Here is a 23,865-nt window from a genome sequence, read left to right as displayed (position 1 = left end):
GGCCTGAAATAGAAACTGAATCACGGCAAGACCGCGGCCCTTCTTTCTCAACCCTTTCTCAGCCCATTATCCGCATTACATCATTCACCGCTATGACCACCGCCAAAAGCATCAGGGCCATAAAGCCGATGTAATTGATCATGTTTGCCTTTTTAGGATCAAGGTCACGTCCAACCAGCTTTTCAATAATGATGATCATGATCTGTCCACCATCAAGAGCCGGAAGCGGCAGTAAATTGATCACCCCTAAATTGACTGAAATTAAGGCCGTAAAGGACATCAGCGCAATGATTCCATACTGGAAAAAATCGTGGACCATGCTGACCATTCCGATCGGACCTGCCACATCGTTCATTCCTACCTGCCCGGTCACCAGCATGTAAAGGCTCTGGTAAATGGTAATCCCAAACTTTCCGGTTGTCGTAAGGCCAAGACCCAACGCCTGCAGAATGTTGGCTCCTTTAAACAGGTAGATCAATACCAGCAGCACAAAGGCGAACACAATGTTCATTGCCGCCCCGGCCACCAGAATGATAAAGCGCTGTCCCTTTGTTTTATTGGAAAAGCTTCTCGGATCATCCGGGTCCACTGGCTCACGCACTGCCGCATCCTCAGCGGCTATCTCTTCATCCTCTTCGCCGGCGTCACCTTCTCCGCGCATTTTGCAAAAGCCGCCCAGGGGCAGCGCACGAATCGAGAACTGGGTTTCCTTACCCTGTTTAGCGTAAATCAGCGGCCCCATCCCAATGGAAAACTCCTCAACGAAGACGCCAGTTTTTCTGGCTGCAATAAAATGGCCCCATTCATGAACAACTACCAGAACAGATAAAATAAGCAGTGTCAAGAGAACCATCAAAATATTTGTTAATATACTCATCTTTCAATACCTCACGCAAGTCCAGCGGTATAGGTTGCAAAAATATAAACAAGGGGGATGATAAAAAGAATACTGTCAAAGCGGTCTAAAATGCCGCCATGTCCAGGCAGTATCTTTCCAAAATCCTTAATTCCCATCTTACGTTTAATCATGGAGGCTGTCAAATCGCCGCACTGGCCCGCAATAGACCCTACAAAGCCGACTGCCGCGTATAAATAAACCGGCAGATCCATCTGAAAGCCAAACTTCATAATAATGCCGTAAAGCACCATAAACACAGCCGAGGCAATTAAACCGCCAACTGCTCCGGCAATGGTCTTTTTAGGGCTTATCTCTGGCGCCAGCTTGGTTTTACCAATGGCGCGCCCGACAAAATAGGCCGCCGTATCGGTTGAAAACGCAATGACAAAAACCATCCACATATAGTAGATGCCCAGCTTAATATTTTCAAACATCATCAAATAACCAAACAGCACTGGAATGTAAATCAATCCAAAAAATGTTATAATCCCACGGTAAATATCTGTTTTTCCATTTAATATTTCAAAACAGAATACAATGATCAGAACGACCATCAGAGTCGGCATCAGCGAATAATAATCCAGCTTCATCGATACCAAAATGATCACACTCAAAATCTCAACAAAGGGCAGGCTGATTTTGTTCTCAAGCTGCCGGTTAAAGGCATTTGAGAATTCAATCAAAGCAACTCCAGAAAGCACGAGACAGGCCACAAAGAGAAAGTAACCACCCAGATAGAGCAAACCGAAAAGAACCGGCAATCCAACAACCGCCGTCAATACTCTCTTTTGCATCTCAACCTCCTGCCTAAGCCGTACCGAAGCGTCTATTTCTCTGCTGATAAGCCTCTATCAGCTTATAAAAGGCGTCGTCGTCAAAATCAGGCCACCAGATATCATCAAAGAAAAACTCCGTGTAAGCGTTCTGCCAGAGCAGAAAATTGCTGAGCCGGCTTTCCCCGCCTGTCCGGATCATAATATCCGGGTCCGGCAGATCTCTTGTATACAGATGAGCTGAGATCATCTCCTCAGTCACATCCCCCGGTGCTGTCCCTTCTTCCATGATTTCCCTGACCGCGTGCACAATTTCATCACGTCCGCCATAGTTTAATGCGACGTTTAAAATTAAACCGTCATTGTTTCTTGTCAGAGACTCCGCGTTATCCGCTGATTTCTGGACATCCTTTGGCAGACGGCTTTTCTCCCCGATGATCCGAACCTGTACATGGTTGCGGTGCAACTCTGCGATTTCCTTCATAAAATATTCGACGGCGATCCGCATTAAGCCATCGACCTCTTCCTGACTGCGCTTCCAGTTTTCTGTAGAAAAAGCGTATACTGTCAGTATCTTAATTCCCATATCAGAGGCCAGGTGTACCGTGTTGTGTAATGCCTTCATCCCGGCATTATGGCCAAACAGCCTTGGTTTTCTGCGCTGCTTTGCCCAACGGCCATTGCCATCCATAATAATGGCAATATGCACCGGCATATTTTTTTCTGATATATTATAGTCTTCTATTCCCATGTCACACCTCATTCATTGTATCTTGTAACATTATAATCTATTTGAACCCTTTTGTAAATTAACAGTTCGGACAGATTGATAATTTATCTTTTGTTTAAGCTTCAAAATAAAGTTAACATTCAAAAACCATTGTGCATATAGAGCAAACCTTATTATATTAATGTTATACTTAATAAAAAATATGTTATTTTTTATCCAAGAGCCCTTTACATTTTTCGTAAAACGTGCTATATTATACAATATAATTCTCATTTTCACACATTTCCCAAAGGCCTCTGGTATTATACCAGGGGTTTTTACTTTATCGGGCATTAAAAAAATGCCCCGAGAGGCATTCTTTTACCTGCTAAAAAATAGGACCGTTTAAATGCAGACCGCATTCTTCGTTTTCACAGATCCAGTCTTTCCCGTTGCCATTCACTTTAGCGCCACACACCGGACAAATGCCGACACCGCCTTTAGGCCAGGTGAACTCTGTAAGCTCCATTTCCAAAAATTCGGTTGGCGCGTCCTCACCCTGTACCTTGACAAATTTCAAAATCGGCTTCTTTCCTAACATATTAAGCATCTCCTCACTAAACAAATTTATAAGCTAAGTGTAGCATAAACCCCATAGTGATTAAAGATAAAATGTAAGCGTGTTATGTGTTTTTTTTACCAAGGCACCTGATATTATTCTTCCTTACGCACCGCGAATCTTTTGATGATGGCTTCGGCCACTCGCAGTCCGTCACAGGCGGCACTAGTGATTCCACCGGCGTATCCTGCCCCTTCTCCGGCAGGATAGAGCCCTCTCAGCGCACTCTCGTAATCTTCGTTTCTGAGAATTCGCACCGGTGATGAGCTTCGAGTCTCAACGGCTGTAACACACGCGTTGTCTGCGTCAAAGCCTTTAATCCGTTTTCCAAAAACTGGTATGGCCTCTCTCAGAGCTTCCACGGCGAAATCCGGCAGGCATGCTGCAACCTCCTGCCCCTTTCCGGTATTATCGCGAAACTCTGCAAAGGTGCACTTTGGCGGTGCAAACCGGCCGCCTCCGTATTCAAAGGCACGCCGTTCCCAGTACTCCTGAAATTCAATGCCTGCCAGGACATCCTCCGACGGAAAATCCTCTGTTCGGACATCTACCAAAATTCCGGCATTGGCAGTACCACTGTCACGTTTCCGGTTGCTCATGCCATTGACACAGACCATACCCGGTTGTGTGGAGGCGGTCACCACCTCACCGCCAGGGCACATGCAGAAGGAGTAAACACCCCGGCCATTCTGCGCGCGGCAGGAAAGCTTATAGCTTGCAGGAGGCAGACCAGTCTGATCGCCATACTGTGCCTGATCGATGATACGCTGGGGGTGCTCCAGCCGTACCCCAATGGACAGCGGTTTCTGCGCCATCGGAATCCCCATATCCTTTAAAGTGCGGAACGTATCCCTCGCAGAGTGCCCTAAAGCCATCACAACAGCATTTGTGCGGTGCTGCCATTTCCCTTCTCCTGTCTTCAGCTCAACGGATATCAGCTCACCATTCTCATTTTGCTCAAGGCCTGTCATTTGTGTATTAAAATGAATCTCTCCGCCTGCGGCTACAATGCGTTTTCTCAATGCCACCACAACCTTACGGAGAATATCTGTCCCGATATGCGGCTTCTGAGAATAGGCGATGTCCTCCGGCGCTCCGGCTGCCACAAAGGAAGTGAGCACCTGATGGATATGAGGGTCTTTGATCCCGGTGCTCAGCTTGCCATCGGAGAAGGTTCCGGCGCCGCCCTCTCCAAACAGCACGTTGGATTCAGGATCAAGCTTTCCCTCTTTCCAAAAAGCATCTACATCAGGCACACGCAGTTCCATAGGACAGCCCCGTTCCACAACAACGGGCGCATAGCCTGCTTCGGCCAATGAGAGCGCGGCAAAAATACCACACGGACCAAAGCCAACCACTAAAGGACGGCCCATTAGCGTTTTTTCTCCCGATATAATGGCTTTTGGCCTTAAATCCGGCGCCGCTGACACTCTTTTTTTCCCACGCGCAGGGATCTTTCCAGCATATTTAAAATCAAGGGTAAGTACCCGGTGAATATCCTTTTTCTTCCGGGCGTCCAGTGATTCCTTGCGGACAGCAATGTCCGATTCGGTCAGCGTTCCAGGACGAAGGCCGCAGGCTTTTTCCACCTTTTCTGGCAATACACTCCAGTCCTGATCCAGTTCCAGGCGGATATTGGTGATTCGATAATTATACATGATAATCTCCTTGTAGGATGGCAACCACTGCGGCCTCAGCGGCACGGCGGCCTGTATTAAAAGCATGATCCAGATTATAACCGCCGCAAGGACCGTCGTAATCCAAAATTTCTCCGGCAAAATAAAGACCCGGCACTATTTTGGAGGCCAGTGTTTTTCCATCCACCTCCGTATCTGCGATACCGCCTGCTGTGCACTGGGCCATCTTAAAGCCCATTGTGGAAACCGGCTTAAAGCTCAGATGATGCAAGTGCCCATCCATGGTGGATATTTCAGACGCTGAAAGCTCTGACAGCTTTCTTTTTTCCTTGATGCCCGCCTGCTTGAGCAGCAAAGCTGCCAACGGCGGCTTGATGATCCCAGATACAGCATCTATGCAGGCTTTCTCCCCAAGCACTGTGTCCTGACGCCATGAAGAAAGCACTGCGGCAAAGCTTCTCTCCGGTGCAAGGTCAAGAACGATTGTATAGGGTGTAAGTTTTTCTTCACCCAGATATTTTAAATAGCGGCTCAGATTAAAAACGCAGATTCCCGAAATGCCGTAATCCGTAAACTGTACCTCTCCTTGCTCCGAGAATACTACCCTGTCACGGCAGATCAGGCTCAGTTTTCCTTTTACCCGGATGCCTTTTAAGGCTTCCGGCATATCCGCACAGCAAATTCCTGTCAAAACCGGCAGTGTTTTTGTCACATTATGGCCCAAAGCCTTTGCCAGCGTATACCCGTCGCCACTACAGCCATAGGCAGGCCCCGCCTTTCCCCCAGTCGCCAAAATCACCGTTTTCCCCAAAAGCTGTTTCTTCTCCGCCCCTACGGCAAAACAGCCCTTCTCAATCGAAATCGCTTTAACTGGCGTGTTGGTCTGGAGCTTCACGCCGAGTGCCTTCAGCTGATCTGTGAAAATCTCCGCCACACCCGGCGCGCTTTCTGAAAAGGGATAGACTCTTCCTTCGCTGTCCTCCCGCGCAGGGATTCCCAGCGACTCAAAAAAAGCAATGGTGGACGGCGCTGTCTCAAGCGCAGTATTGGTGATATTACACCGGCCATTTCCTGTGGCCCTGAGCTTTTTGCCTGGTTTATCTTTTTTTTCGAGCACTGTGACCTGCATAGACGGGGCTGAGCGTTTGGCTGCAACAGCTGCCGCCAGACCGGCGGCCCCGCCGCCGATAATAATAAGGTCATTCATATATTTTTCCATGATCATTCACCTGTCTTTAATAATGTAATATTATACCTATTTTTACAAAACATCGCAAGGAAGCCTTCCGCCTTCCTTTCAAAATAAAAAGCTTCAGCGCACCCAGGAGCACGCTGAAGCTTTTTAATCTTCTTTCAAAATTCAAATTTCATCTACAAACCGGTATCCCACACCCACCTCTGTCAAAATATACTTTGGCTCTGCTGGGTTTTCTTCAATTTTCCGGCGGATGTTCGCCATATTCACCCGAAGCGTCTGGTTCTCATTGGTATAAGGCCCCCATATATCCTTAATAATCTGATCATAGGTGACCACCTTTCCGGGATACTGGGTCAAAATCTCTAATATTTTATACTCAATGGGGGTAAAATGGACTGGGTTTTTATTCAGGGTTACCAGCCTTTTATCGAAATCAATGGTCAGGTCACCCACTGTAAAATTTGTCCGCTCCGGCACCTCCACTGTTACCTGCTGATGGCGCATGGCTGTACGAATACGGGCCAGCAGCTCCGAAGTCCCAAAGGGTTTGGTGATGTAGTCATCTGCCCCCAGGTCAAGCGCCTCAACCTTTTCACGCTCATGGCCCCTTGCCGAAACGACAATAATCGGTATGCCCGACCAGCCCCGGATCGTTTTTAAAACCTCTATGCCGTCCATATCTGGAAGCCCCAGATCCAGCAGGATTAAATCCGGACACCGAGAGGTGAAAAGCTCAAGGGCTTCTTTGCCGTCTCTTGCCTCCACTACACGGTAATTATTAACATCGAGAACCGTAGATATAAAATTCCGAATTCCCTTTTCATCTTCAACCAAGAGTACTAATGCTTTATGACTCATTATTGTCATCCTCCTCTATGGGCAGTTCAAAACTGAATTCTGCCCCGCCTTCCTGTTTATTTCTAGCTTTCAATGTGCCGCCGTGGGCATCGACAATGGATTTGCATATGGTCAGTCCAATGCCCATGCCGCGGCGTGAATCGCTGCTTTTTTCTTCATCACCCATGTAGCCTTCAAAAATATGCGGCAGCATGGTTTCGGAGATTCCCTCTCCATTATCACCCACGATAAAACGGGCTTTTGTTCCTAAATTCTGCACCTTTACATCTAAAACAGGATGAGAGCCTGCGTATTTTATAGCGTTTTCCATCAGATTGATCATGACCTGTTCAATCAATGTGCCGTCCATCGACACCATCAGAAGGGTATCCGGCACCTCAACTTTAATATCGGTATGGTCAAACCGCTTGCGGATAATGGCAACGGCCTCGCCGACAATCTCTTCCACCGCCTCAGGATGCTTCTTCAAATCGACCTTTCCCTCGCCGATCCGCGTCACTGAAAGCAGGTTCTCAACCATGCGGATAATCCACTCAGAATCGTCCTTGATATCCCGCAAAAGCTTTTTCTGTGTTGAGACATCCAATTCTCCGATATTTTCAAGCAACGCTGAGCTGGAGCCTAAAATGCCGGTCAGCGGTGTCCGAAGATCATGGGAGATGGCTCTGAGAAAATTGCTCCGCATTTTTTCCTTTTCTGTTTCCAGCCGGGCCTTTCCCTGTTCATCAGAAAGCCGCTGCCGCTCAAGAGCCATGGCAACCTGTGATACGATCATTTTTAAAAACGCCCGCCGTTTTGGCGGAAGCATTTCCTCGACACAGGAAACGCCAATGACGCCTAAAACCCTGCCCTGCGAAACAACCGGCATATAAAAGCCCTTTGCGCCTACCAGCGTATCTGTACCATTTCCGGCCGCCTTTTTATTCTGGAAAACCCAGTGCGCCACTGCCTCTTCCTCCTTGGACTGCATGAAGGCACCGCTTGTCTCCTCTGGTCCCTGCATAAAAGTTCCGCGGTTCTTTTCATCTGGATTCTGCGTATAAAAAATAACAGAACGCTCAAAAATTGAAGTCAGGGATTCGTTGGTGAGCGTCACTATATTCTCAAGGCCGCGGGTAATCAGCAGCTTTTTACTCAACTCATAGAGAATCTCAGTGCGTCTTTCATTCATCACTGCCATTTTGGCCTGAACCTTAATCCCATTGGTCAGCGCACTGGTCATCAACGCTACCAGAAGCATGACAATAAAAGTCACCGGGTAGGTCGGATTAGTGGCATTAAAGGTAAAGTAAGGCTCTGTAAAGAAAAAATTAAAAAGCAGCACGCCAAAAACAGAGGCACACACACCATATAAATATCCAACAGTTAATCTGGAAATCACCAAAATCGAGAGAATATAAACCATAATAATATTCTGATCACCCAGATTAAGATCCCTGAGTCCAAATGAGATCGCGGTTGCCAGCACCAGCATCAAGACCGTTTTTCCAAAATCCTTCAATGAAAAGTGCAGGCTCAAAATTCGTTTACTCAGCCAGCTAAGCCGCTTTTTGGGGATACCGCCACCAGTTTTCTCGGCCTGGCTGTCCGGCACAATGTGTATCTCGATGCCAGGATTCATGCTTAAAAGCTGATCTTCCAGATCCTCTTTAAAGGGATTTGGCTTGTTTCTTCCCTTGCCGATCACAACATTGGTGATTCCGGACTGCTTGATATACTCCGATATAACCATGGCCATATCATCACCCTGCATGGTGACAATCTCTGCCCCCAGCTGCTCGGCCAGGTTCATGTTATCCTGCAGATTTTTTCGCTCGCTGATATCCGCATAGGTCCGGTCTGAGGTTTTGACATATAGTGCGACCCACGGAATATGGAAAGCATCGGCTATTCTGGCCGTGGTCCGTATACAATGCGCCGAGGACGGCGACGGCCCCACACATACCAGCATCTTAGAAAAGGGCACCTTCTTTTTTTTAGTACCTGCTCCGCTGACAATGCGGTCTGCCGCCTTACGCATGGCGATTTCACGCAGAGCGTTCAGGTTCTCAACGGTAAAAAACCGCCTTTTCGCCAGATCGGCCTTTTCCGGCGCGTAAACCTTGCCCTCCTCAAAACGTTTCAGAAGCTCCTCGGGATCAATGTCCACCAGCTTGATTTTATCTGCTTTGTCAAAAACATAATCCGGCACGCGTTCATGTACGATGATCCCGGTAATACTTCCGACCACATCGTTCAGGCTTTCAATATGCTGGACATTGACTGTGGTGTATACGTCAATTCCCGCATTCAGCAGCTCCTCAATATCCTGATAGCGCTTTTTATTACGGAAGCCCTCGGGGTTGGTATGGGCAAACTCATCGACGATAATGACCTTTGGTTTTTGCTCCAGCGCCTTATCCAGATCGAAATCTCTGAGGGTGATACCCTTGTAATCTACCACCTGAGGCGGGATTGCTGGCAGGCCCTCAAGCATTGCCATGGTTTCGGGCCGGGTATGGGGCTCCACATAGCCTACCAGTACATCCACACCCTTCTTATAAAGCTGCTGCGCCTCCTCCAGCATGGCATAGGTCTTACCCACACCCGCGCAATAGCCAAAAAAGATTTTCAGATGTCCGATACCCTCTTCATCTTCCCGGCTGCGCCGTTCTTCCTCGTTTATTTCTTCTAGTAAACGTTCCGGATTTGGACGTTCATCCTGAAAATCCATATTTTACCTCCACTATGACATTGCCTCTCTTTTATCTCTCAATATATCCTCCAACGTCTCAAAGGATAGAGCTTCCTCTATCCCTTAATACTATCATAGACGATTATTCTGTTTCAATACCATCAAGTGCTAAATTTACTTTTAATACATTGACCGTCGGCTCACCCAGCACGCCAAAAGCACGGTCTGTTGTGTTGGCAGTGATGATTTCTCTCACCTTTTCCTCACCGATGCCCCGTTCTCTCGCGATGCGTGCCACCTGGTACTCAGCTCCGGCCGGTGTGATTTCCGGATCATAACCGCTGCCGCCCACAGTGACAAGCTCCATTGGAATGTCTGCGGTGTTCTCCGGGTCCAGCTCATGCCACCAGTCGATTCTTTCCTGAACCAGCGCTGCCTGCTCATTGCCCACCGGGTTTAAGTTTGTGGGGACGCCATCATTCCAGGGTCTGCCAATCAGATACTTAGGATCTGTAAAGGGCTGGGCTAAAAATTCAGAACCGTATTGTACCTCCTGCCCATTGCCCGTTCCAGTGATTATGCTTCCATTTGCTTTATGATTAAACAAAAGCTGCCCAATGCCTGTACACACAAAGGTATAAATAACCCCTGTGATGAGTGCCAGTATCAAAAATCCGACAATGGCCGGTCTCACTACCGATTTATTTTCAGTCATTTTACTCACCTCACACTAAACCGAAAACGGTCAGGATCATATCAATCAGCTTGATGGCTATAAAGGGCGCGATAAGTCCTCCCAGCCCATAGACCAGCATATTGCGGCGCAGGAGCTTTCCTGCCGGCTGTTCCTGATATTTAACCCCTCTTAAAGCCAGCGGGATCAATGCGACTATGATCAGCGCATTATAAATGATGGCCGAAAGCATGGCGCTGGTACCACTGGTCAGCCCCATAAAATTCAAGGCTGAAAGCTGGGGATAAATGGCAAAGAACAGAACCGGGATAATGGCAAAGTATTTGGCCACATCGTTGGCGATGCTGAAGGTCGTCAATGACCCCCGGGTCATCAGCAGCTGTTTTCCTATCTGCACGACTTCAATCAGTTTGGTGGGGCTGGAATCCAGGTCCACCATATTCCCAGCCTCCTTGGCAGCCTGTGTACCAGTATTCATGGCAACAGCTACATCCGCCTGGGCAAGTGCCGGGGCGTCGTTGGTGCCGTCACCGGTCATGGCAACCAGATAGCCCCTGGACTGGTAATCCTTGATTAAATCAAGCTTGGTTTCCGGTGTGGCCTCTGCCAGAAAATCATCTACGCCCGCTTCAGCCGCAATGGCCGCGGCCGTCATAGGATTATCACCGGTGATCATAATGGTTTTAATACCCATTTTTCTCAAATCATCAAACCGTTCCTTAACGCCGTTTTTTATAATATCCTTCAGGTGGACAACACCCATTACCTGTCCGTTTTTAGCCACTACCAAGGGCGTACCGCCCTGGTTCGCAACATTTTCAACAATCTTTTCACATTCATCCGGATATGGATAGCCCTTTACCATCACATACTCTTTTATGGCGTCTGCCGCGCCTTTCCGGATAACATTATTATTATAATTGATCCCACTCATGCGGGTTTTGGCTGTAAACCCCACAAAATCCGCGTTGAGCTTTTCCATATCCCGTCCCCGGATATTGAATTTCTCCTTGGCCAGAATCACAATACTGCGTCCCTCGGGCGTTTCGTCGGCCAGAGAAGCCAGCTGTGCCGCATCGGCCAATTCTTCCTCGCTTACGCCTTTTACCGGTAAAAATTCACTGGCCTGACGGTTTCCGAGGGTGATGGTACCCGTTTTATCCAAAAGTAGAACATCCACATCGCCTGCGGCTTCAATGGCGCGTCCGCTCATTGCCAGTACGTTAGCCTGGTTTAAACGGCTCATACCTGCAATCCCAATACAGGAAAGCAGCGCGCCGATGGTGGTTGGCGCCAGGCAGACCAGTAAGGCGACAAGATTGGTGATTGAAACCGCTTCGCCCTGCCCGCTCTGCGCCGCGGCAAATCCTGAAAATGGGAACAGCGTAATCGTAATGGCCAAAAATATAATGGTCAAGGTTACCAGCAAAATCTGAAGGGCAACCTCATTGGGTGTTTTCTTTCTGGAAGCACCTTCTACCATGGCGATCATTTTGTCCAGAAAGGTTTCACCCGCTTCGGCTGTTACACGAACCACCAGCCAGTCCGACGCCAGCGAGGTGCCGCCGGTTACAGCGCTTCTGTCTCCGCCCGATTCGCGGATTACCGGCGCCGATTCTCCGGTAATGGCACTCTCGTCGACCGACGCCGCTCCGATAATAACCTCACCATCCATCGGAATCTGTTCTCCGGCTTTTACCATGAAAATATCGTCTTTTTTTAGTTCAGAAGCCCTGACTTCTATATAATCGGCGTTAACATCTGCTGTTTTCAGTTTTCTCGCCATTACATCCTTCCGGCTGCTCCTCAGGCTTTCTGCCTGAGCGCGCCCTCTTCCCTCCGCCAGCGCTTCAGCAAAATTGGCAAAAAGAACCGTCAGCCAGAGAATGACAGCGATGGTCAGTGTATAGCTGCTCTGGGCATCACTGATACCAAAGAGCGACAGAACAAATAAAACGGATGTGAGTATGGCTCCGAGGTATACCACAAACATGACAGGGTTTTTGATCTGCACGCGCGGTGTTAATTTTTTTAAAGACTGAACGAGCGAGTCCTTCATAATGTCTTTGTTAAACATACTTTTTTTCTTCATTTTCTCACCTTTTCACATCATAGCATGGTAAAGTAATCCGCAATTGGGCCAAGAGCTAGTGCTGGTAAGAAGCTGAGCGCACCGATGATTAGAAAAACACCGATCAGCAGTCCCACAAACATAGGGCCTGTGGTACTGAGTGTGCCGTCGCTTTTGGGCACTGCTTTCTTCGACGCCAGATTTGCGCCAAGGCAAATAACCGCAGCCATCGGAACAAAACGTACAATCAGCATTTCTGAGCCGATCATCACATTGTTAAACACGTTATTGGCCGCGTAGCCCGCGAAGGCACTCCCGTTGTTGGCTCCGCCGGAGGTGTAGGCATAAAGGATTTCCGAAAATCCATGTGCCCCACTGTTCGTCAGCCAGTCAGAGACCTGCGGCATCATGGTGGCAATGGCCGTACCGCCCAGTATGAGCAGCGGCGGAACCAGAATGATAATACAGGTCATTTTCATGTCATAGGGCTCTATTTTTTTGCCAAGGTATTCCGGTGTGCGCCCAACCATCAGCCCGGCGATAAAAATCGCAAGGATCGCAAAGGCCAGCATTGCGTAAAGTCCTGAACCGACGCCACCGAAAATAATTTCCCCCAGCTGCATCATAAACATAAGAAACATGCCGCCCAACGGCGTAAAACTGTCGTGCATTGAGTTCACCGATCCATTGGAAGCCGCTGTGGTGGTTACACCCCAAAGCGCTGAACCGCCCGCTCCAAACCGAACCTCTTTCCCCTCAATACTGGCGGAAGCTTCTACATTATTAAACTGCGGCCCAAGATTATATTCACTCATGGTAGTCAATGTTAAGGCCACAATAAACACCAGCGTCATGGCGATTAGAATACTCCGCCCCTGTTTGGTGTCCTTTACGGCTTTTCCAAAAGTAAAACATAAAGCCGCCGGAATGACAATGATCGCCCAGCATTCCACAAAATTGGAAATGGCTGTTGGGTTTTCCAGCGGGAAGGCTGAGTTAACACCAAAGAAACCGCCGCCGTTTGTTCCCAGCTGTTTAATGGCAATTTGACTGGCTGCCGGTCCCAGAGGAACTATTTGAGAACCGCCTCCCTCCAAAAACGCTGCCTGAGCGTATGGCGCCAATGTCTGCACAACGCCCTGGGACATCAGAATAATGGCAACGATCAGAGATAATGGCAGCAATAAATACAGAACTGTCCTTACCAGGTCACACCAGAAATTTCCGACCGTTTTTGATTTTTTGAGAATGAAGCCTCTGATCAAGGCAAACAAAACTGCAATCCCAGTTGCCGCAGATACAAAATTCTGAACCGTTAGCCCAAGAAACTGTGACAGGTAGGAAAGTGTTGTCTCGCCACTGTACGCCTGCCAGTTCGTATTGCTCACAAAGCTCGCCGCCGTGTTATATGCCAGATCCCAGCTCAATCCTGGCAATCCTTCGGGGTTAAAAGGAAGAAAGCCCTGGCACATCAGCAGCGCGATTAAAAAGATCAAACCAAAGAGGCTGAACAGGAGGGCGGCAATGGCGTATTGTCTGCCGCTCATTCCTCTGTTTTCGTCAACACCCATTGCTTTGTATACGCAAAGCTCCACCGGTCTTAAAAAACCTAAAAATTTTATTTTTCCGCCTTCCATAATTTTATAGGTCAGTTTTCCTATGGGAACCCCAAGCCCTATAACAGCGACGAGAAAGATAATATCCTGAATGATCGCGCTGTTCATAAATTTTCACCTCTGAATAAGACATAAAACAGATATCCCATTAATCCTAATCCGAGAACACCTGTGATGATCGTTATAATTTCCATAACACATCTTCACCCCTTTCGATGTTAGCATTATACCCGCGCTGAAATAAAGATAGTGTAAAGAAAGTGTATATTGCCATTAATGTTTTGTTATGATCGCCCCACCACATAAAAAAGAGAGATGAAAAGCACTCTTTTCATCTCTCTTTTTCAGGCTGTTAAAACATTTTCATTTTTTTTATTTTTAGAGAGAACAGCCTGCTCCAACACCAGTGTGACCATCCCGATGACCCTGCCATTCTTGCAGATCACCTCTGTTTTATGACCGAGTGTGCGGGCTGTTTTTTCTGCCACTATACAGGCATCTGGAAACGCATGGCCAAGAGCTAGGCAATAATTCTGTACAGCGTCCACACTGCCCTTCCTTATAATGTTTCCATCAATGTTTACACCGCTCAGTCCTGTTTTATCATTATAACCAACCCGTCTGCATCCCGTATTTTGTAAAAAACTATCCGTATTGAGATACTGCTGGCATACCTGTTTATAAACTGCCTGTCCAACATCGCTGTCATCATCTTTATAGCATAGCGCTGTCATAGCCGCCAGCTCTTCCGGTTGTGTTCCGGCAAAAAACTGACAGCTTACCTGCCACTTACTTACCTGTTTTGTGATCACTTTTTCTGTAAATTCCGCATTCATCTTTACCCTCTTTTCTACCACATCCTGTGGCTTCGCTTTTCTGCTTTTATTATATTCAAAAGCCCGTAAAGGTTTTGTTAATAAATGCGTCTTTCGAATCAAGGTTCTGTAAATTCCAGTGTATACTGGTCACCATTGTTCCGCTCATCAAAGACAAAGGTATCCTTCATCCCTTTTGTCGCCACGATACGGTTGTCTGTTGTCACAAAAACAGCCTCAATTCCCTCCGTTTCACGGACATAGGTCATGGCCTGATCCAGCCCCATCACAAAGAAAGCGGTTGACAGCGCATCGGCATCGGCCGATGTATCTGTTATCACTGTGACCTGGTGCAGGCCTGACTCCGCAGGATAGCCTGTTTTAGGGTCCAGAATATGGTGATATCTTTTACCGTCCGGCCCGATAAAGTAGCGCTCATAATCTCCTGAGGTAACAATGGAATTATCCCTCTCTCTTAAAACACCAAGGGTCGACGCATCACTGATGCTGCCGTTGCTCAAGGGGTCTTCAGGGTTCTCCAAGCTCACTGTAAAGGGCTCTCGGTTTGACTTCCCGCCGATCAGCACCACATTGCCGCCGAGATTAATAATGGCTCGTTCTACGCCCTCCGATTGCAGGACCGCCTTTACCGCATCGCCGGTATACCCTTTTGCGATGGCCCCAAGGTTAATCTTCATTCCCGGTTCTTCCAAAAACACTGAATGTGCTGCTTCATCCAGCACCACCTTTCGGTAATCCACAAGGGATTTGGCCGCGTCAATAGCGGACTGCTCAGGCACAACACCTTCTCCCGGCGCTTCAATTTTCCATAAATCCACGAGCGGGCCAATGGTGATGTCAAAGGATCCAACTGTCTTTTCGCTGTACTCAAGCCCTTTTTTTACAGCATTAAAGGTATCCTCCGACACCACCACAGGCTGCTGGCCGGCGGCAGCATTAATTTTAGAAATCTCACTGTCCTCTGAAAAAGCGTTGAGCTTGCTGTCAAGCTCGCGTATCCGGTTAAAAGGTTCCTTTAGAATGCCTTCATCCGACTGTCCATAGGCCGCGATGGTGATCACTGTATCCAGCGCAAAATCCGTACGGGTTGCCACCTTTTCCTTTCCGCACCCTGCCAGGCTCACAACCGTCACGCACAAAGCCATCAGCAGACCGGCCGCTTTAATGTATTTCCTCTCCATATCTCCTCCTAGCTCAGGCTCAGCTCATCATAGTCTTCATTAAAACCTTCGCCCAGCACCTCATGGACATCACCAATAATTAAAAATGCTCTGGGATCAATGGCTGTCACAATCTGGCGCAGCTGAACGACTTCCTTCTGAGAGACAATCACCATCAGCATTTCCTTTTGCTCCTCGGTATACATCCCTTTGATGGGGATACCCGTGTTGCCGCGGTCCAGGTACTCAAAAATCGCTTCAGATATTTCCTTGCTCTTTTCGCTGATAATCAAAGCCTCCTTGGCAAAATGGACGCCCTCCAGCATGCTGTCAATAATTTTTGAGCATACATAAACGCTGATGACCGCATAAACCGTCCGCTCCGGCCCAAAAATGAAAAAGCCAAGGGCGATGATTGCCGCATCAATAAAAAAAATCAGCTTGGCGATGGGGAAATGGGGATGGATATATTTGACGATGGCCGCCAGCATTTCTGTCCCGCCAGTAGTTCCGTTAACGCGCATTACCATACCAATACCGACGCCGGATAATACACCGCACGCCAGCGCCGCCAGCAATAAATCATCCTTAAAATCAAAGATATTGGGAATGTACTCAACTACCCATAAAAACAGCGTCATCAATAAAACCGCGTAGATGGATTTTTGTATAAACCCAAAGCCTCTCTGCTTCAGGCTGATGAGATACAAGGGCACATTGAGGACAAGATTCGTAACTGCAAGGGGCACCGCAAAACCAAACCAGCTCTCTGTTACCGCTTTTACAACAATGGCGAGCCCGCTGATCCCCCCTACGACCAGGCCAGCCGGGTCCGCAAACCAGCTGACGCCCAGGGATAGCAAAAATGACCCGACTGCGATCATACCAAAATCCTTTAATGAGCACCCCCCAAAGGGCATTTTTTTATTTAATTCTGTCTTCATCCTACTGTCTCCTTTATTTTAAACTCACTGATTTTGATTATAACATTTTAGCTGTGGCGCGGAAACCCCATCGACCTAAAGTTTTCTTGATATCTACTTTCATGTAATAAAAAAGAGACAAGATACTTGTCTCATCTCTTAAAAGGCCTGCACTTTCCGGGCTACCGCACAGATTGTTTTACTGTCCTCTGACAGAGGCGCTCCGCATACATCATCAAAGAACATGACCGTGTTAAATCCTGCGTTTCTTAATTCCTTTTCCATCGAAGCTTTCGTAAAAATCTGGTTCCAGATGTTAAAGCACTGGCATTCATCCGCTGTAATGATAATGCTCTGTTCCAGTGTGTTTTTGGTTTCAGGGTAATGCGCATTCCTGCTCAGGCATACATGGGCATCCGGCGACCAGAATCCGCTCTCCACATAAGAAATCTCATGTTTTACCGGGACATCCTGCCAGAATTTTTCTGTAAAACCATCCATGATAAAGAGCCCTCCGGGCTTCAGCGCCCTTATGATTCTTTTTAGCAGCTGCCCCCGGTCAGCAGGGCACAAAACACCGTAATCACAGTAGATCAGTGTAATGATGTCAAAAGCTTCCTGATAATCAATCTCCAGATAATTCTGGCATCGGTACTCAATGGGCCTCTCCTTTAAAGCCGCCTGAGATCTCGCGTATTCAATGGAGCGCTGTGAGAGGTCAATCCCTGTAACGGTGAAGCCACTTGCGGCAAACAACTCCGTGTACAGGCCAGGCCCACAGCCAAGGTCCAGCAGCTGGCTCCCCTCCGGCGCTTTCAACCCTGCGATCCATGCGGCCGATTTTTTTATAAAGCTGTGCTTTCTGGAGGCCGAATCGATCTCCGGCTCCAGATGGGCTTTCAGCATCTGTTTGGAAATGTGCGGATCATCCCAGAACTTTGAGGTACACGGCGCATAGACCTCCGGCTTTTGCCGCAAAAAATTCATTAATTTTTCGTACAACTTTTCTCCTCTTTTTCGTCTTTTTCTAATGAAAAAAGCCTCCGTTTATAAGCGAAGGCCTCATGATCTTCCAGAAATTATTGAACGCTGGTATTTCCTGCGTTTGCCAGCATCACCTGGCGGAGCATGTTCATGGCTTCAGTAAACTCTTCCAGGCTTAAACCCGGCATCTTTTCTGCAACCAGCTCATAGCCGGCTTCAAAAGTCGGCGCTACATTTACACTTGCCATTAAATCAGGATCGCCTAAAAAGGCATCTAATATCTCTTTAAATCGTTCTTCTGTCATTTCAGTTCTCCTATTTTTTCTTTTTGAAGAGCCTTGCAAAAAAGGATTCTTTTTTAGCCGCATCGCCCTTGATTTTTGACCGGGCGTTATCTGCCTTGTCGGGCATATCCAATTTCTCGTAAGTATCTGCTAGAGCGCTGTAGAGGTCATTGCTGCCAATGGGGCTGACCTCATGGTTTTTCAGGCGTTTTTCACCCTCCTCCAGAATACCCGCGGCCTTTTCAAAATCATTCTCATGCCTTACACCGTTCGTAAAGGTCCTGGCATAATTAACCCACACCGTCAAATCACTTTCCGGATTTTTCATCAGCTCTCTGTAAAAGGCATCGCCCTTTTTAAGATCGCCTTTTTCCAGATAGGCGGATGCCAGGGTATTATTGATAATCCGTCGGCTGACATTGCTGATATCGTCATAATTCTTCAGCATGGTCTCACAGTAGGTGATCCGCTGATCCAGCCGTCCGTAATTGACAAAGGCATCCTCAAAATCAGTCATCCAGGTAACGGGTGACGTATCCCAGCCGGACCAGCCGTCCAGCACAGTGTAAAAGCTGCGGCTTCCGTTTTTCTGGTTATAATTGTTAATTTTAGTCCATACCTGCCACCAGTAGTTGACGGATTTTTCAGGGCTCTCTGAAAAAAACTCATATCCTTTTTTGATGGCAGTGTCCATCTTTCGATAATCCTTCTCAGTCCACTGCATTTTTATTCCCCACTTAACATTATAATAGTGCTATTATAACGTATAAAGAAAAATAAATCAAAACCAAAGCCCGGAAACAGCCTGAAACCTTGAGTTTTTCTTTATTCTCTACCGGCATCACTGTTTTCCGGATGATAGAGCTTTCGCGCTACCACTATGGAATCCCCACGTTCATAGAGGCTGTCGAGATAATCGAGGTAGGTGCCGGGCGTGATGATCCCGTTTACCCGCAGCAGATCTATCCCCGATTGCCCGACAATGCTGTCCGCGAGCTTTACACAGTTCGTACCCACCGCGTAGTAGGTTTTAAAGGGATTCCCTTTTTTAAATTTATAAAAACGTCCCCTGGAGTTGCGATAGGTCTGGCTCGCAACATCCTGGTAATCCTCTGGATTTCCTTCGATTTCACCCTTTTCTGCCTGCTGTGCCAGCGGCTCCCAGGGAATCATATCTGCTTTTAACGCTGCGATACGCTCTAAAATAGCTTTCTTTTGCTCAGGCTTCAGAGCAAGGCCATAGACCATCAGGACTTTTTTCTCAACCTCCAGCGACATGCGTATATGTGTCTCACGGTCCATTTCAACCATTACGCCGTCGGCAAAGAAGCCTCCCAGCTTCCAGGTGGCATCATCATAATTTCCATAGGTATATACCTGATCGCCGACCGCGATGTCCACGTGTCCCATGCCCGGGATAAAACCCTCTCGCGTATGAATATAAATTTCCATATCTGGCTCATGGCGCTGCTCAGGCTGCTCAACCAGCAGCAGCTCATCGGGATCTTCTTCCACCAGATGGTTGACAGTCCTCAGCATCTTCATCGGCAAAAATGCCGCGATAAAAGTCGGCAGCGGAACGCGGACTTTCCGTTTGTATTTTTGAGCCGCCGTATTATTTCCCATCAAGGAAACCAATGCATCCCCAAAAATATTAAAAGAAAAAACCACAAAATACAGGCCCAGCAGCACGCTGAACAAACGCCCGCCAGCTTCCGCGAAAAACATGGCAAAGCCAATGAGAAGATAAGCGGCCGCTGTAATCAGTGTACCTACCCAGCCCGCCCCGTCTCTGCGGAGCTTAAAGGCATTCAACAGCACCAGAAGGCCAATGATAATGGCCAGAACTGCAGATACCAGACCAAAGGTACCGCCGATTAAACGCGGCATGGCAAACAGGGCGGCACTGCCCAAGACACAGAGCGCTCCGATTCCAAGGGCTTTTAATTTCTGCTCTGTTGTTTTAATAAAAACCGAAAACAGGTACATCAGCCCAACCGCCAGAATGAGGGCTGCGACGCTCCATTCGATGATACTCCAGGCCAGCGTCGTATTAAAAATCAGGATCAGGCCCGCGCACAAAACCAAAACAGCGATAATGATCCAGATCACCGGCGTGATATTTTTTAATGTATGCATAATGCTCCCCTTAATCATAAGTTTATCAAATTCATTATACAATAAAACCGCCCCGCCATTTCTTCAAGACTTCTTCAAGAATTTAAGACGGAGCGGTTACTTTTTATTCCATTTCTCCCATGTTTTCACCATAAGGCAATTTAAAGGCTTCTTCCTGGGGCATCTGTAAATATTCATAGGCCATCACCGCTGCGGCGCCGATAAGCTTAAGACACGCCTTTTTCCGGTCTTTGCTGTGCCAGTCATCATATTTTGAACAGATTTCCCGGCAGAGCACACCGCCATTGGCCGCCTCAAAATCGTGCACCATTTTATTGTAGCGCCGGTAATACTTGGCCGCCACTTCGTGGCCCCTTTCCTCATCCGGTACTGACCATGGGTCCGGCCGGCCATATATGGCGCTGTTTGCCATAACCGCACCGGAAAGTGCGCCGCAGGTATAACCGCTGAGTCCGATACCGCCGCCAAAGGCTGTGCACATCGCTCTCGTTTCAGGCGCGACCTCCAGCACCCCTGCCCTGATCAGCGCATCATAAACACACTCTGCACAGTTTAATCCATTTTTAAAATTCTCAACCGCATAACTGAAAATCTGATCCTTTTTTTCCTGATCTTCCATTTTTACACTCCCTAACTAAAATTTTGTTCTTCAAAAGTACTTTCCGGCACAGGTTTTCCAAAAAGATATCCCTGTATAAAATCGACATCATGGGGTTTTACAGCCTCATACTCGCCCTCTGTCTCCACCCCTTCCAGGCAGACCTCAATGCCCACATCATGGCACAGCTCTACAATGAATTTTATAAAGGTCAGATCAAAATGGCTTGTCTGAACATCTTTTACAAATATCCGGTCAATCTTCACGATATCTGCCGGAATTTTCTTCAGGATTCCCAGTGATGAATAGCCTGTTCCAAAATCGTCCATAGCGATTTTCATACCAAAACTGCGGATTCGGTCAAAGATCCCCTCAATCCGGTTTATATTTGAGGCGATGTAGCTCTCCGTCATCTCTACCACCACGTTCGCCGGGGGAACTCCACTGCTCAGCACTGCCTGCTCCATAAAATCAATAAATCCGGCGTCCTCTAGCTGGACGTAGGACAGGTTAACGCTGATGACAAAATCCGGGTCTTCTTTTATCCAACGGGCACAAGCGCCCAGCGCCTGTTCAAAAATCCATTTACCGACCGGGATAATAAGGCCGCTTTCCTCCAGAATCGGGATAAACTGGTCTGGTGGTACCTGCCCGTATTTTTCACATTTCCATCGTGCCAGCGCCTCCGCTCCTTTTATCTTTCTGGTATCAGCATTGACCTGAAGCTGATAATAAACCTCAAAACTTTCAAAACCCTGCTCCACACTTTCGCGCAGCAGCTCGGTCAAATCCAGCTGACGGGTTTTTCCAATCAGGATTTCCTCTGAGAAAAAGGCAATCTGGTTCTTCCCTTTATTTTTAGCGTATTCCAATGAATACCCTGCATACTTAATTAAATCGAGATAAGTTCTGCCATCTAACGGATAAAGGGTACATCCGGCAGAAAGCGTACAGTAAAATTTCTTACCGTTGAACTCCTGCTGGTGATTGACAGCCTGATATATTTTTCCGTAAATGTTTTTCAGGCCATGCCCCGTGCCGTTTCTGAGAATAATACCGAACTCATCACCATCCATCCGGTAAACGCTGGCGTCCGGCGGCAGAAATGTCTGTATCTTCTGGGAGGTAATCCGTATGACCTCATCGCCAAAGCTCCGGTTATAGAGATCATTGATGCGCTTAAACTCATCCATTCCCAAAATCATTATCCCAATGGGCTGATCTGGCTTTGTACTGATCAGCCGCTCGATTTCTTCCTCAAATTCAAACTTATTAAAAAGTCCGGTCAGGTGGTCTATTTTATTTTTTTTGCCCAGATTTGTGATAATGCCGGCAAAAAGCGTCGGCTCTCCGGCTTCGTCACGTTCCAGATGGCCCCTGCACCGCATCCAAACCCATTCGCCCTTGCGGTTTTTAGCGCGGTATTCGACGCTGTGGCAGTCTGTACGGCCGTCCGTTATTTCCTGATTTGATTCAAGAAAGGCCTTTTTATCCAGATCGTGAACTCTCGCTCCCCAAACGGCAGCGGCGTTCTCGACCACCTCGCCGGGAAGCTCAAACTCCTCCACCATGGCCTTTGGATAACGGAAGGTGTTCGTCTTCATATTGCACACATAGATATAATCATCCGTGCTCTGGACCAGCGCATCGTAAAGATGCTCCTTATCATAACTGAAGTTTTTTGTCCGCCCCTGCTTTTCCCCATCCTTTCGGTACTTTTCTTCTGCCTTTTGAATGTGGAACAGCCTTTTTTTCTCATACATTTTCTCATCAACGTTTGTAAGAATCTCCGTGATGGTCCTTTGGTCCCCGGGCTCAATTTCTTCATAACCACAACAGAAGTTCATCTCATAAGGCTTTTGACTATCCTCCTTAAAAAACTGTATCCGCTCTCGGGCGCGGCGGATTTTTTCCTTGGAGGCGGTGAGGTCAGTATCTTTGAAAACAATGATAAACTCATCGCCGCTCAGCCGGAATATGTAATCCTGCGGCGTCAGGCATTCCTTAATATTTCTGGCAATGGTCTTCAGTAAAACATCGCCTTCCGCGTGTCCATAAGTATCGTTGACCTCCTTAAGGTCGTTGACATCATACATGCCCACAATCACCCGGATTTTATCCCGCTTTGCCTGGCTGAGCGTATGGCCCAATGCCAGCTTTCCCGCCCTCCGGTTCAGCAGGTCGGTCAGCTCATCGGTGGCAGCTGCCTTTTCAAGCTGCCTGGTGGTTGTATTGTCGACGGATTGCTGGAAATGAACGGTGCGCCCATCTGTCCACTGCATAAAGCTGTCATAATTTTTATAGGTAATGCCAGTTCGCGTATTTTCTTCCTCCCAGACAATAGAAGGGTGCTCGTCCTCATCCTTCAAAAGCGCCGGCACAGGACAAAATGGGCAGGGGCCTCCCATCCCCTTTTGAAGAACCTGCCAGCAGATTTTCCCCTCAGGCTTTTCAATTCCAAAGGACTTCTGCATCGCCTTGTTCATAAAGAGTATTTCATTAGTCTCAACATCTGTGACATAGATATTTGTGCTGGTATTGTCCATCAGCTCATTGAAAACATAGCCCTGAAGAGCATACTCCTCATAACGCGCACGGTTAACCAGCGTCACGCTGATCGTGGACGCCATCAATTCGAGAAGGGCCGTTTCCTCCTCACTCCACAATCCTGTCTGTTCAGGCTTCTGTACCAGGAGTGCGCCTGCAAGTTTATCCTCACAGGCCACTGGAAACAACGCATAAATGGAAGCTTTATCGCTGTCTGCCTCCACTATATCAAAAACAGACAGGATGTCCTTTTCATTCTGCCACTTATCCATATGTTCATGAATAACAGCCATCCAAAAATCCTCATTCTGGTCATTTTTCCAGAAAGCGCTTTCCTTTATGCTGCCTTCATTCGATATCTGCGCCAGCGCCAGCTGGTTTATGGGCAGATAACGCCTTAAAAATTCTGCCAGATAATCCGCATTTTCCTTTAAGCTTTTATTATCGATCAACAAAGGTTTTAGCTCAAATAAATCTTGATCAATTTGTAATAAACGTTCTTTATATTTTTTTCGTTTGTCCATTGGATTCACATCCTTATTTATCCTCATCATCTGTTTTAATTGTTTACAATTAAATTAATTCTATTATAACATTTACTAAGAAAGAATAAAAGCTGACAAAATAAAAAAGCCATAGGCTGTCAG

The 23,865-nt window shown here is 47.5% G+C and carries 21 protein-coding genes; all 21 read right to left on the bottom strand.

Annotation, left to right across the window (positions count from 1 at the left end; all coding sequences use genetic code 11):
- Window positions 1-58: 58 nt before the first annotated feature.
- On the bottom strand, window positions 59-877 hold the full coding sequence (locus B2M23_RS15040; protein ID WP_038353958.1) for a M50 family metallopeptidase: 819 nt from the start codon (window positions 875-877) through the stop codon (window positions 59-61).
- A gap of 11 nt (window positions 878-888) precedes the next feature.
- The gene (locus tag B2M23_RS15035) at window positions 889-1,692 is read right to left on the bottom strand and encodes a phosphatidate cytidylyltransferase (RefSeq protein ID WP_013379877.1); all 804 of its coding nucleotides are present in this window, start codon (window positions 1,690-1,692) and stop codon (window positions 889-891) included.
- Window positions 1,693-1,705: 13 nt separating this feature from the next.
- The gene (locus B2M23_RS15030; RefSeq protein ID WP_052237465.1) at window positions 1,706-2,422 is read right to left on the bottom strand and encodes an undecaprenyl pyrophosphate synthase; all 717 of its coding nucleotides are present in this window, start codon (window positions 2,420-2,422) and stop codon (window positions 1,706-1,708) included.
- A gap of 346 nt (window positions 2,423-2,768) precedes the next feature.
- Complete coding sequence (locus B2M23_RS15020; protein WP_013379874.1) at window positions 2,769-2,981, bottom strand: hypothetical protein; 213 nt, start codon at window positions 2,979-2,981, stop codon at window positions 2,769-2,771.
- Between the two features lie 113 nt (window positions 2,982-3,094).
- Entirely contained in the window at window positions 3,095-4,657 is a 1,563-nt protein-coding gene (locus B2M23_RS15015) for an NAD(P)/FAD-dependent oxidoreductase (protein ID WP_038353960.1), read from the bottom strand.
- Complete coding sequence (locus B2M23_RS15010) at window positions 4,650-5,855, bottom strand: BaiN/RdsA family NAD(P)/FAD-dependent oxidoreductase (RefSeq protein ID WP_038353961.1); 1,206 nt, start codon at window positions 5,853-5,855, stop codon at window positions 4,650-4,652. The genes B2M23_RS15015 and B2M23_RS15010 overlap by 8 nt, the downstream gene beginning before the upstream one ends.
- A 141-nt stretch (window positions 5,856-5,996) precedes the next feature.
- Window positions 5,997-6,692: a response regulator gene (locus B2M23_RS15005; RefSeq protein WP_038353962.1), complete on the bottom strand. Its 696-nt coding sequence runs from the start codon at window positions 6,690-6,692 to the stop codon at window positions 5,997-5,999.
- Entirely contained in the window at window positions 6,682-9,405 is a 2,724-nt protein-coding gene (locus B2M23_RS15000; RefSeq protein WP_038353963.1) for a DUF4118 domain-containing protein, read from the bottom strand. Before B2M23_RS15000 ends, B2M23_RS15005 begins: the two co-directional genes overlap by 11 nt.
- A gap of 103 nt (window positions 9,406-9,508) precedes the next feature.
- Window positions 9,509-10,081 (bottom strand): potassium-transporting ATPase subunit C, encoded by a 573-nt coding sequence (locus tag B2M23_RS14995; protein ID WP_038353964.1) that lies wholly within the window; start codon window positions 10,079-10,081, stop codon window positions 9,509-9,511.
- A 10-nt stretch (window positions 10,082-10,091) separates the two neighbouring features.
- Window positions 10,092-12,152, bottom strand: a complete 2,061-nt coding sequence (kdpB, locus tag B2M23_RS14990) for a potassium-transporting ATPase subunit KdpB (RefSeq protein ID WP_038353965.1) — start codon at window positions 12,150-12,152, stop codon at window positions 10,092-10,094.
- A gap of 17 nt (window positions 12,153-12,169) precedes the next feature.
- A complete protein-coding gene (gene kdpA, locus B2M23_RS14985; RefSeq protein WP_038353966.1) occupies window positions 12,170-13,855 on the bottom strand; it encodes a potassium-transporting ATPase subunit KdpA in 1,686 nt (561 codons plus the stop codon).
- On the bottom strand, window positions 13,852-13,941 hold the full coding sequence (gene kdpF / locus B2M23_RS21825; RefSeq protein WP_073382438.1) for a K(+)-transporting ATPase subunit F: 90 nt from the start codon (window positions 13,939-13,941) through the stop codon (window positions 13,852-13,854). The genes kdpA and kdpF overlap by 4 nt, the downstream gene beginning before the upstream one ends.
- A gap of 150 nt (window positions 13,942-14,091) precedes the next feature.
- Window positions 14,092-14,583: a hypothetical protein gene (locus B2M23_RS14975; protein ID WP_038353967.1), complete on the bottom strand. Its 492-nt coding sequence runs from the start codon at window positions 14,581-14,583 to the stop codon at window positions 14,092-14,094.
- Between the two features lie 98 nt (window positions 14,584-14,681).
- A complete protein-coding gene (locus tag B2M23_RS14970) occupies window positions 14,682-15,764 on the bottom strand; it encodes an FAD:protein FMN transferase (RefSeq protein ID WP_038353968.1) in 1,083 nt (360 codons plus the stop codon).
- 8 nt (window positions 15,765-15,772) lie between these two features.
- Window positions 15,773-16,687: a YitT family protein gene (locus B2M23_RS14965; RefSeq protein ID WP_052237466.1), complete on the bottom strand. Its 915-nt coding sequence runs from the start codon at window positions 16,685-16,687 to the stop codon at window positions 15,773-15,775.
- Between the two features lie 138 nt (window positions 16,688-16,825).
- Complete coding sequence (locus B2M23_RS14960; RefSeq protein ID WP_038353969.1) at window positions 16,826-17,668, bottom strand: class I SAM-dependent methyltransferase; 843 nt, start codon at window positions 17,666-17,668, stop codon at window positions 16,826-16,828.
- A gap of 77 nt (window positions 17,669-17,745) precedes the next feature.
- Window positions 17,746-17,955, bottom strand: a complete 210-nt coding sequence (locus tag B2M23_RS14955; RefSeq protein WP_013379861.1) for a hypothetical protein — start codon at window positions 17,953-17,955, stop codon at window positions 17,746-17,748.
- Between the two features lie 10 nt (window positions 17,956-17,965).
- Entirely contained in the window at window positions 17,966-18,658 is a 693-nt protein-coding gene (locus B2M23_RS14950; RefSeq protein WP_110060291.1) for a tetratricopeptide repeat protein, read from the bottom strand.
- Between the two features lie 101 nt (window positions 18,659-18,759).
- Window positions 18,760-20,073: an HdeD family acid-resistance protein gene (locus B2M23_RS14945; RefSeq protein WP_242945813.1), complete on the bottom strand. Its 1,314-nt coding sequence runs from the start codon at window positions 20,071-20,073 to the stop codon at window positions 18,760-18,762.
- Window positions 20,074-20,176: 103 nt separating this feature from the next.
- On the bottom strand, window positions 20,177-20,692 hold the full coding sequence (locus tag B2M23_RS14940; protein WP_038353972.1) for a C-GCAxxG-C-C family protein: 516 nt from the start codon (window positions 20,690-20,692) through the stop codon (window positions 20,177-20,179).
- An 11-nt stretch (window positions 20,693-20,703) separates the two neighbouring features.
- Window positions 20,704-23,742 carry a bifunctional diguanylate cyclase/phosphodiesterase gene (locus tag B2M23_RS14935; RefSeq protein ID WP_038353973.1) on the bottom strand — a complete coding sequence of 1,013 codons (3,039 nt, stop codon included), beginning with the start codon at window positions 23,740-23,742 and terminating at the stop codon, window positions 20,704-20,706.
- Window positions 23,743-23,865 lie beyond the last annotated feature (123 nt).

Origin of the sequence: Eubacterium limosum, from assembly GCF_000807675.2 — a bacterium.
In the GTDB taxonomy this organism is placed as follows: Bacteria; Bacillota; Clostridia; order Eubacteriales; family Eubacteriaceae; genus Eubacterium; species Eubacterium limosum.
Note: the sequence above shows the minus strand (reverse complement) of the source record. Positions and strands in the feature narration are given on the sequence as shown.

Coding starts and splice junctions, on each gene's coding strand:
- B2M23_RS14945 (WP_242945813.1), bottom strand. CDS start 20,073: ATGCATACATTAAAAAATATCACGCCGGTGATCTGGATCATTATCGCT.
- kdpB (WP_038353965.1), bottom strand. CDS start 12,152: ATGAAGAAAAAAAGTATGTTTAACAAAGACATTATGAAGGACTCGCTC.
- B2M23_RS14965 (WP_052237466.1), bottom strand. CDS start 16,687: ATGAAGACAGAATTAAATAAAAAAATGCCCTTTGGGGGGTGCTCATTA.
- B2M23_RS14935 (WP_038353973.1), bottom strand. CDS start 23,742: ATGGACAAACGAAAAAAATATAAAGAACGTTTATTACAAATTGATCAA.
- B2M23_RS15030 (WP_052237465.1), bottom strand. CDS start 2,422: ATGGGAATAGAAGACTATAATATATCAGAAAAAAATATGCCGGTGCAT.
- kdpF (WP_073382438.1), bottom strand. CDS start 13,941: ATGGAAATTATAACGATCATCACAGGTGTTCTCGGATTAGGATTAATG.
- B2M23_RS15015 (WP_038353960.1), bottom strand. CDS start 4,657: ATGTATAATTATCGAATCACCAATATCCGCCTGGAACTGGATCAGGAC.
- B2M23_RS14955 (WP_013379861.1), bottom strand. CDS start 17,955: ATGACAGAAGAACGATTTAAAGAGATATTAGATGCCTTTTTAGGCGAT.
- B2M23_RS15010 (WP_038353961.1), bottom strand. CDS start 5,855: ATGGAAAAATATATGAATGACCTTATTATTATCGGCGGCGGGGCCGCC.
- kdpA (WP_038353966.1), bottom strand. CDS start 13,855: ATGAACAGCGCGATCATTCAGGATATTATCTTTCTCGTCGCTGTTATA.
- B2M23_RS15000 (WP_038353963.1), bottom strand. CDS start 9,405: ATGGATTTTCAGGATGAACGTCCAAATCCGGAACGTTTACTAGAAGAA.
- B2M23_RS14995 (WP_038353964.1), bottom strand. CDS start 10,081: ATGACTGAAAATAAATCGGTAGTGAGACCGGCCATTGTCGGATTTTTG.
- B2M23_RS14975 (WP_038353967.1), bottom strand. CDS start 14,583: ATGAATGCGGAATTTACAGAAAAAGTGATCACAAAACAGGTAAGTAAG.
- B2M23_RS14970 (WP_038353968.1), bottom strand. CDS start 15,764: ATGGAGAGGAAATACATTAAAGCGGCCGGTCTGCTGATGGCTTTGTGC.
- B2M23_RS15020 (WP_013379874.1), bottom strand. CDS start 2,981: ATGTTAGGAAAGAAGCCGATTTTGAAATTTGTCAAGGTACAGGGTGAG.
- B2M23_RS14950 (WP_110060291.1), bottom strand. CDS start 18,658: ATGCAGTGGACTGAGAAGGATTATCGAAAGATGGACACTGCCATCAAA.
- B2M23_RS15035 (WP_013379877.1), bottom strand. CDS start 1,692: ATGCAAAAGAGAGTATTGACGGCGGTTGTTGGATTGCCGGTTCTTTTC.
- B2M23_RS14940 (WP_038353972.1), bottom strand. CDS start 20,692: ATGGAAGATCAGGAAAAAAAGGATCAGATTTTCAGTTATGCGGTTGAG.
- B2M23_RS15040 (WP_038353958.1), bottom strand. CDS start 877: ATGAGTATATTAACAAATATTTTGATGGTTCTCTTGACACTGCTTATT.
- B2M23_RS15005 (WP_038353962.1), bottom strand. CDS start 6,692: ATGAGTCATAAAGCATTAGTACTCTTGGTTGAAGATGAAAAGGGAATT.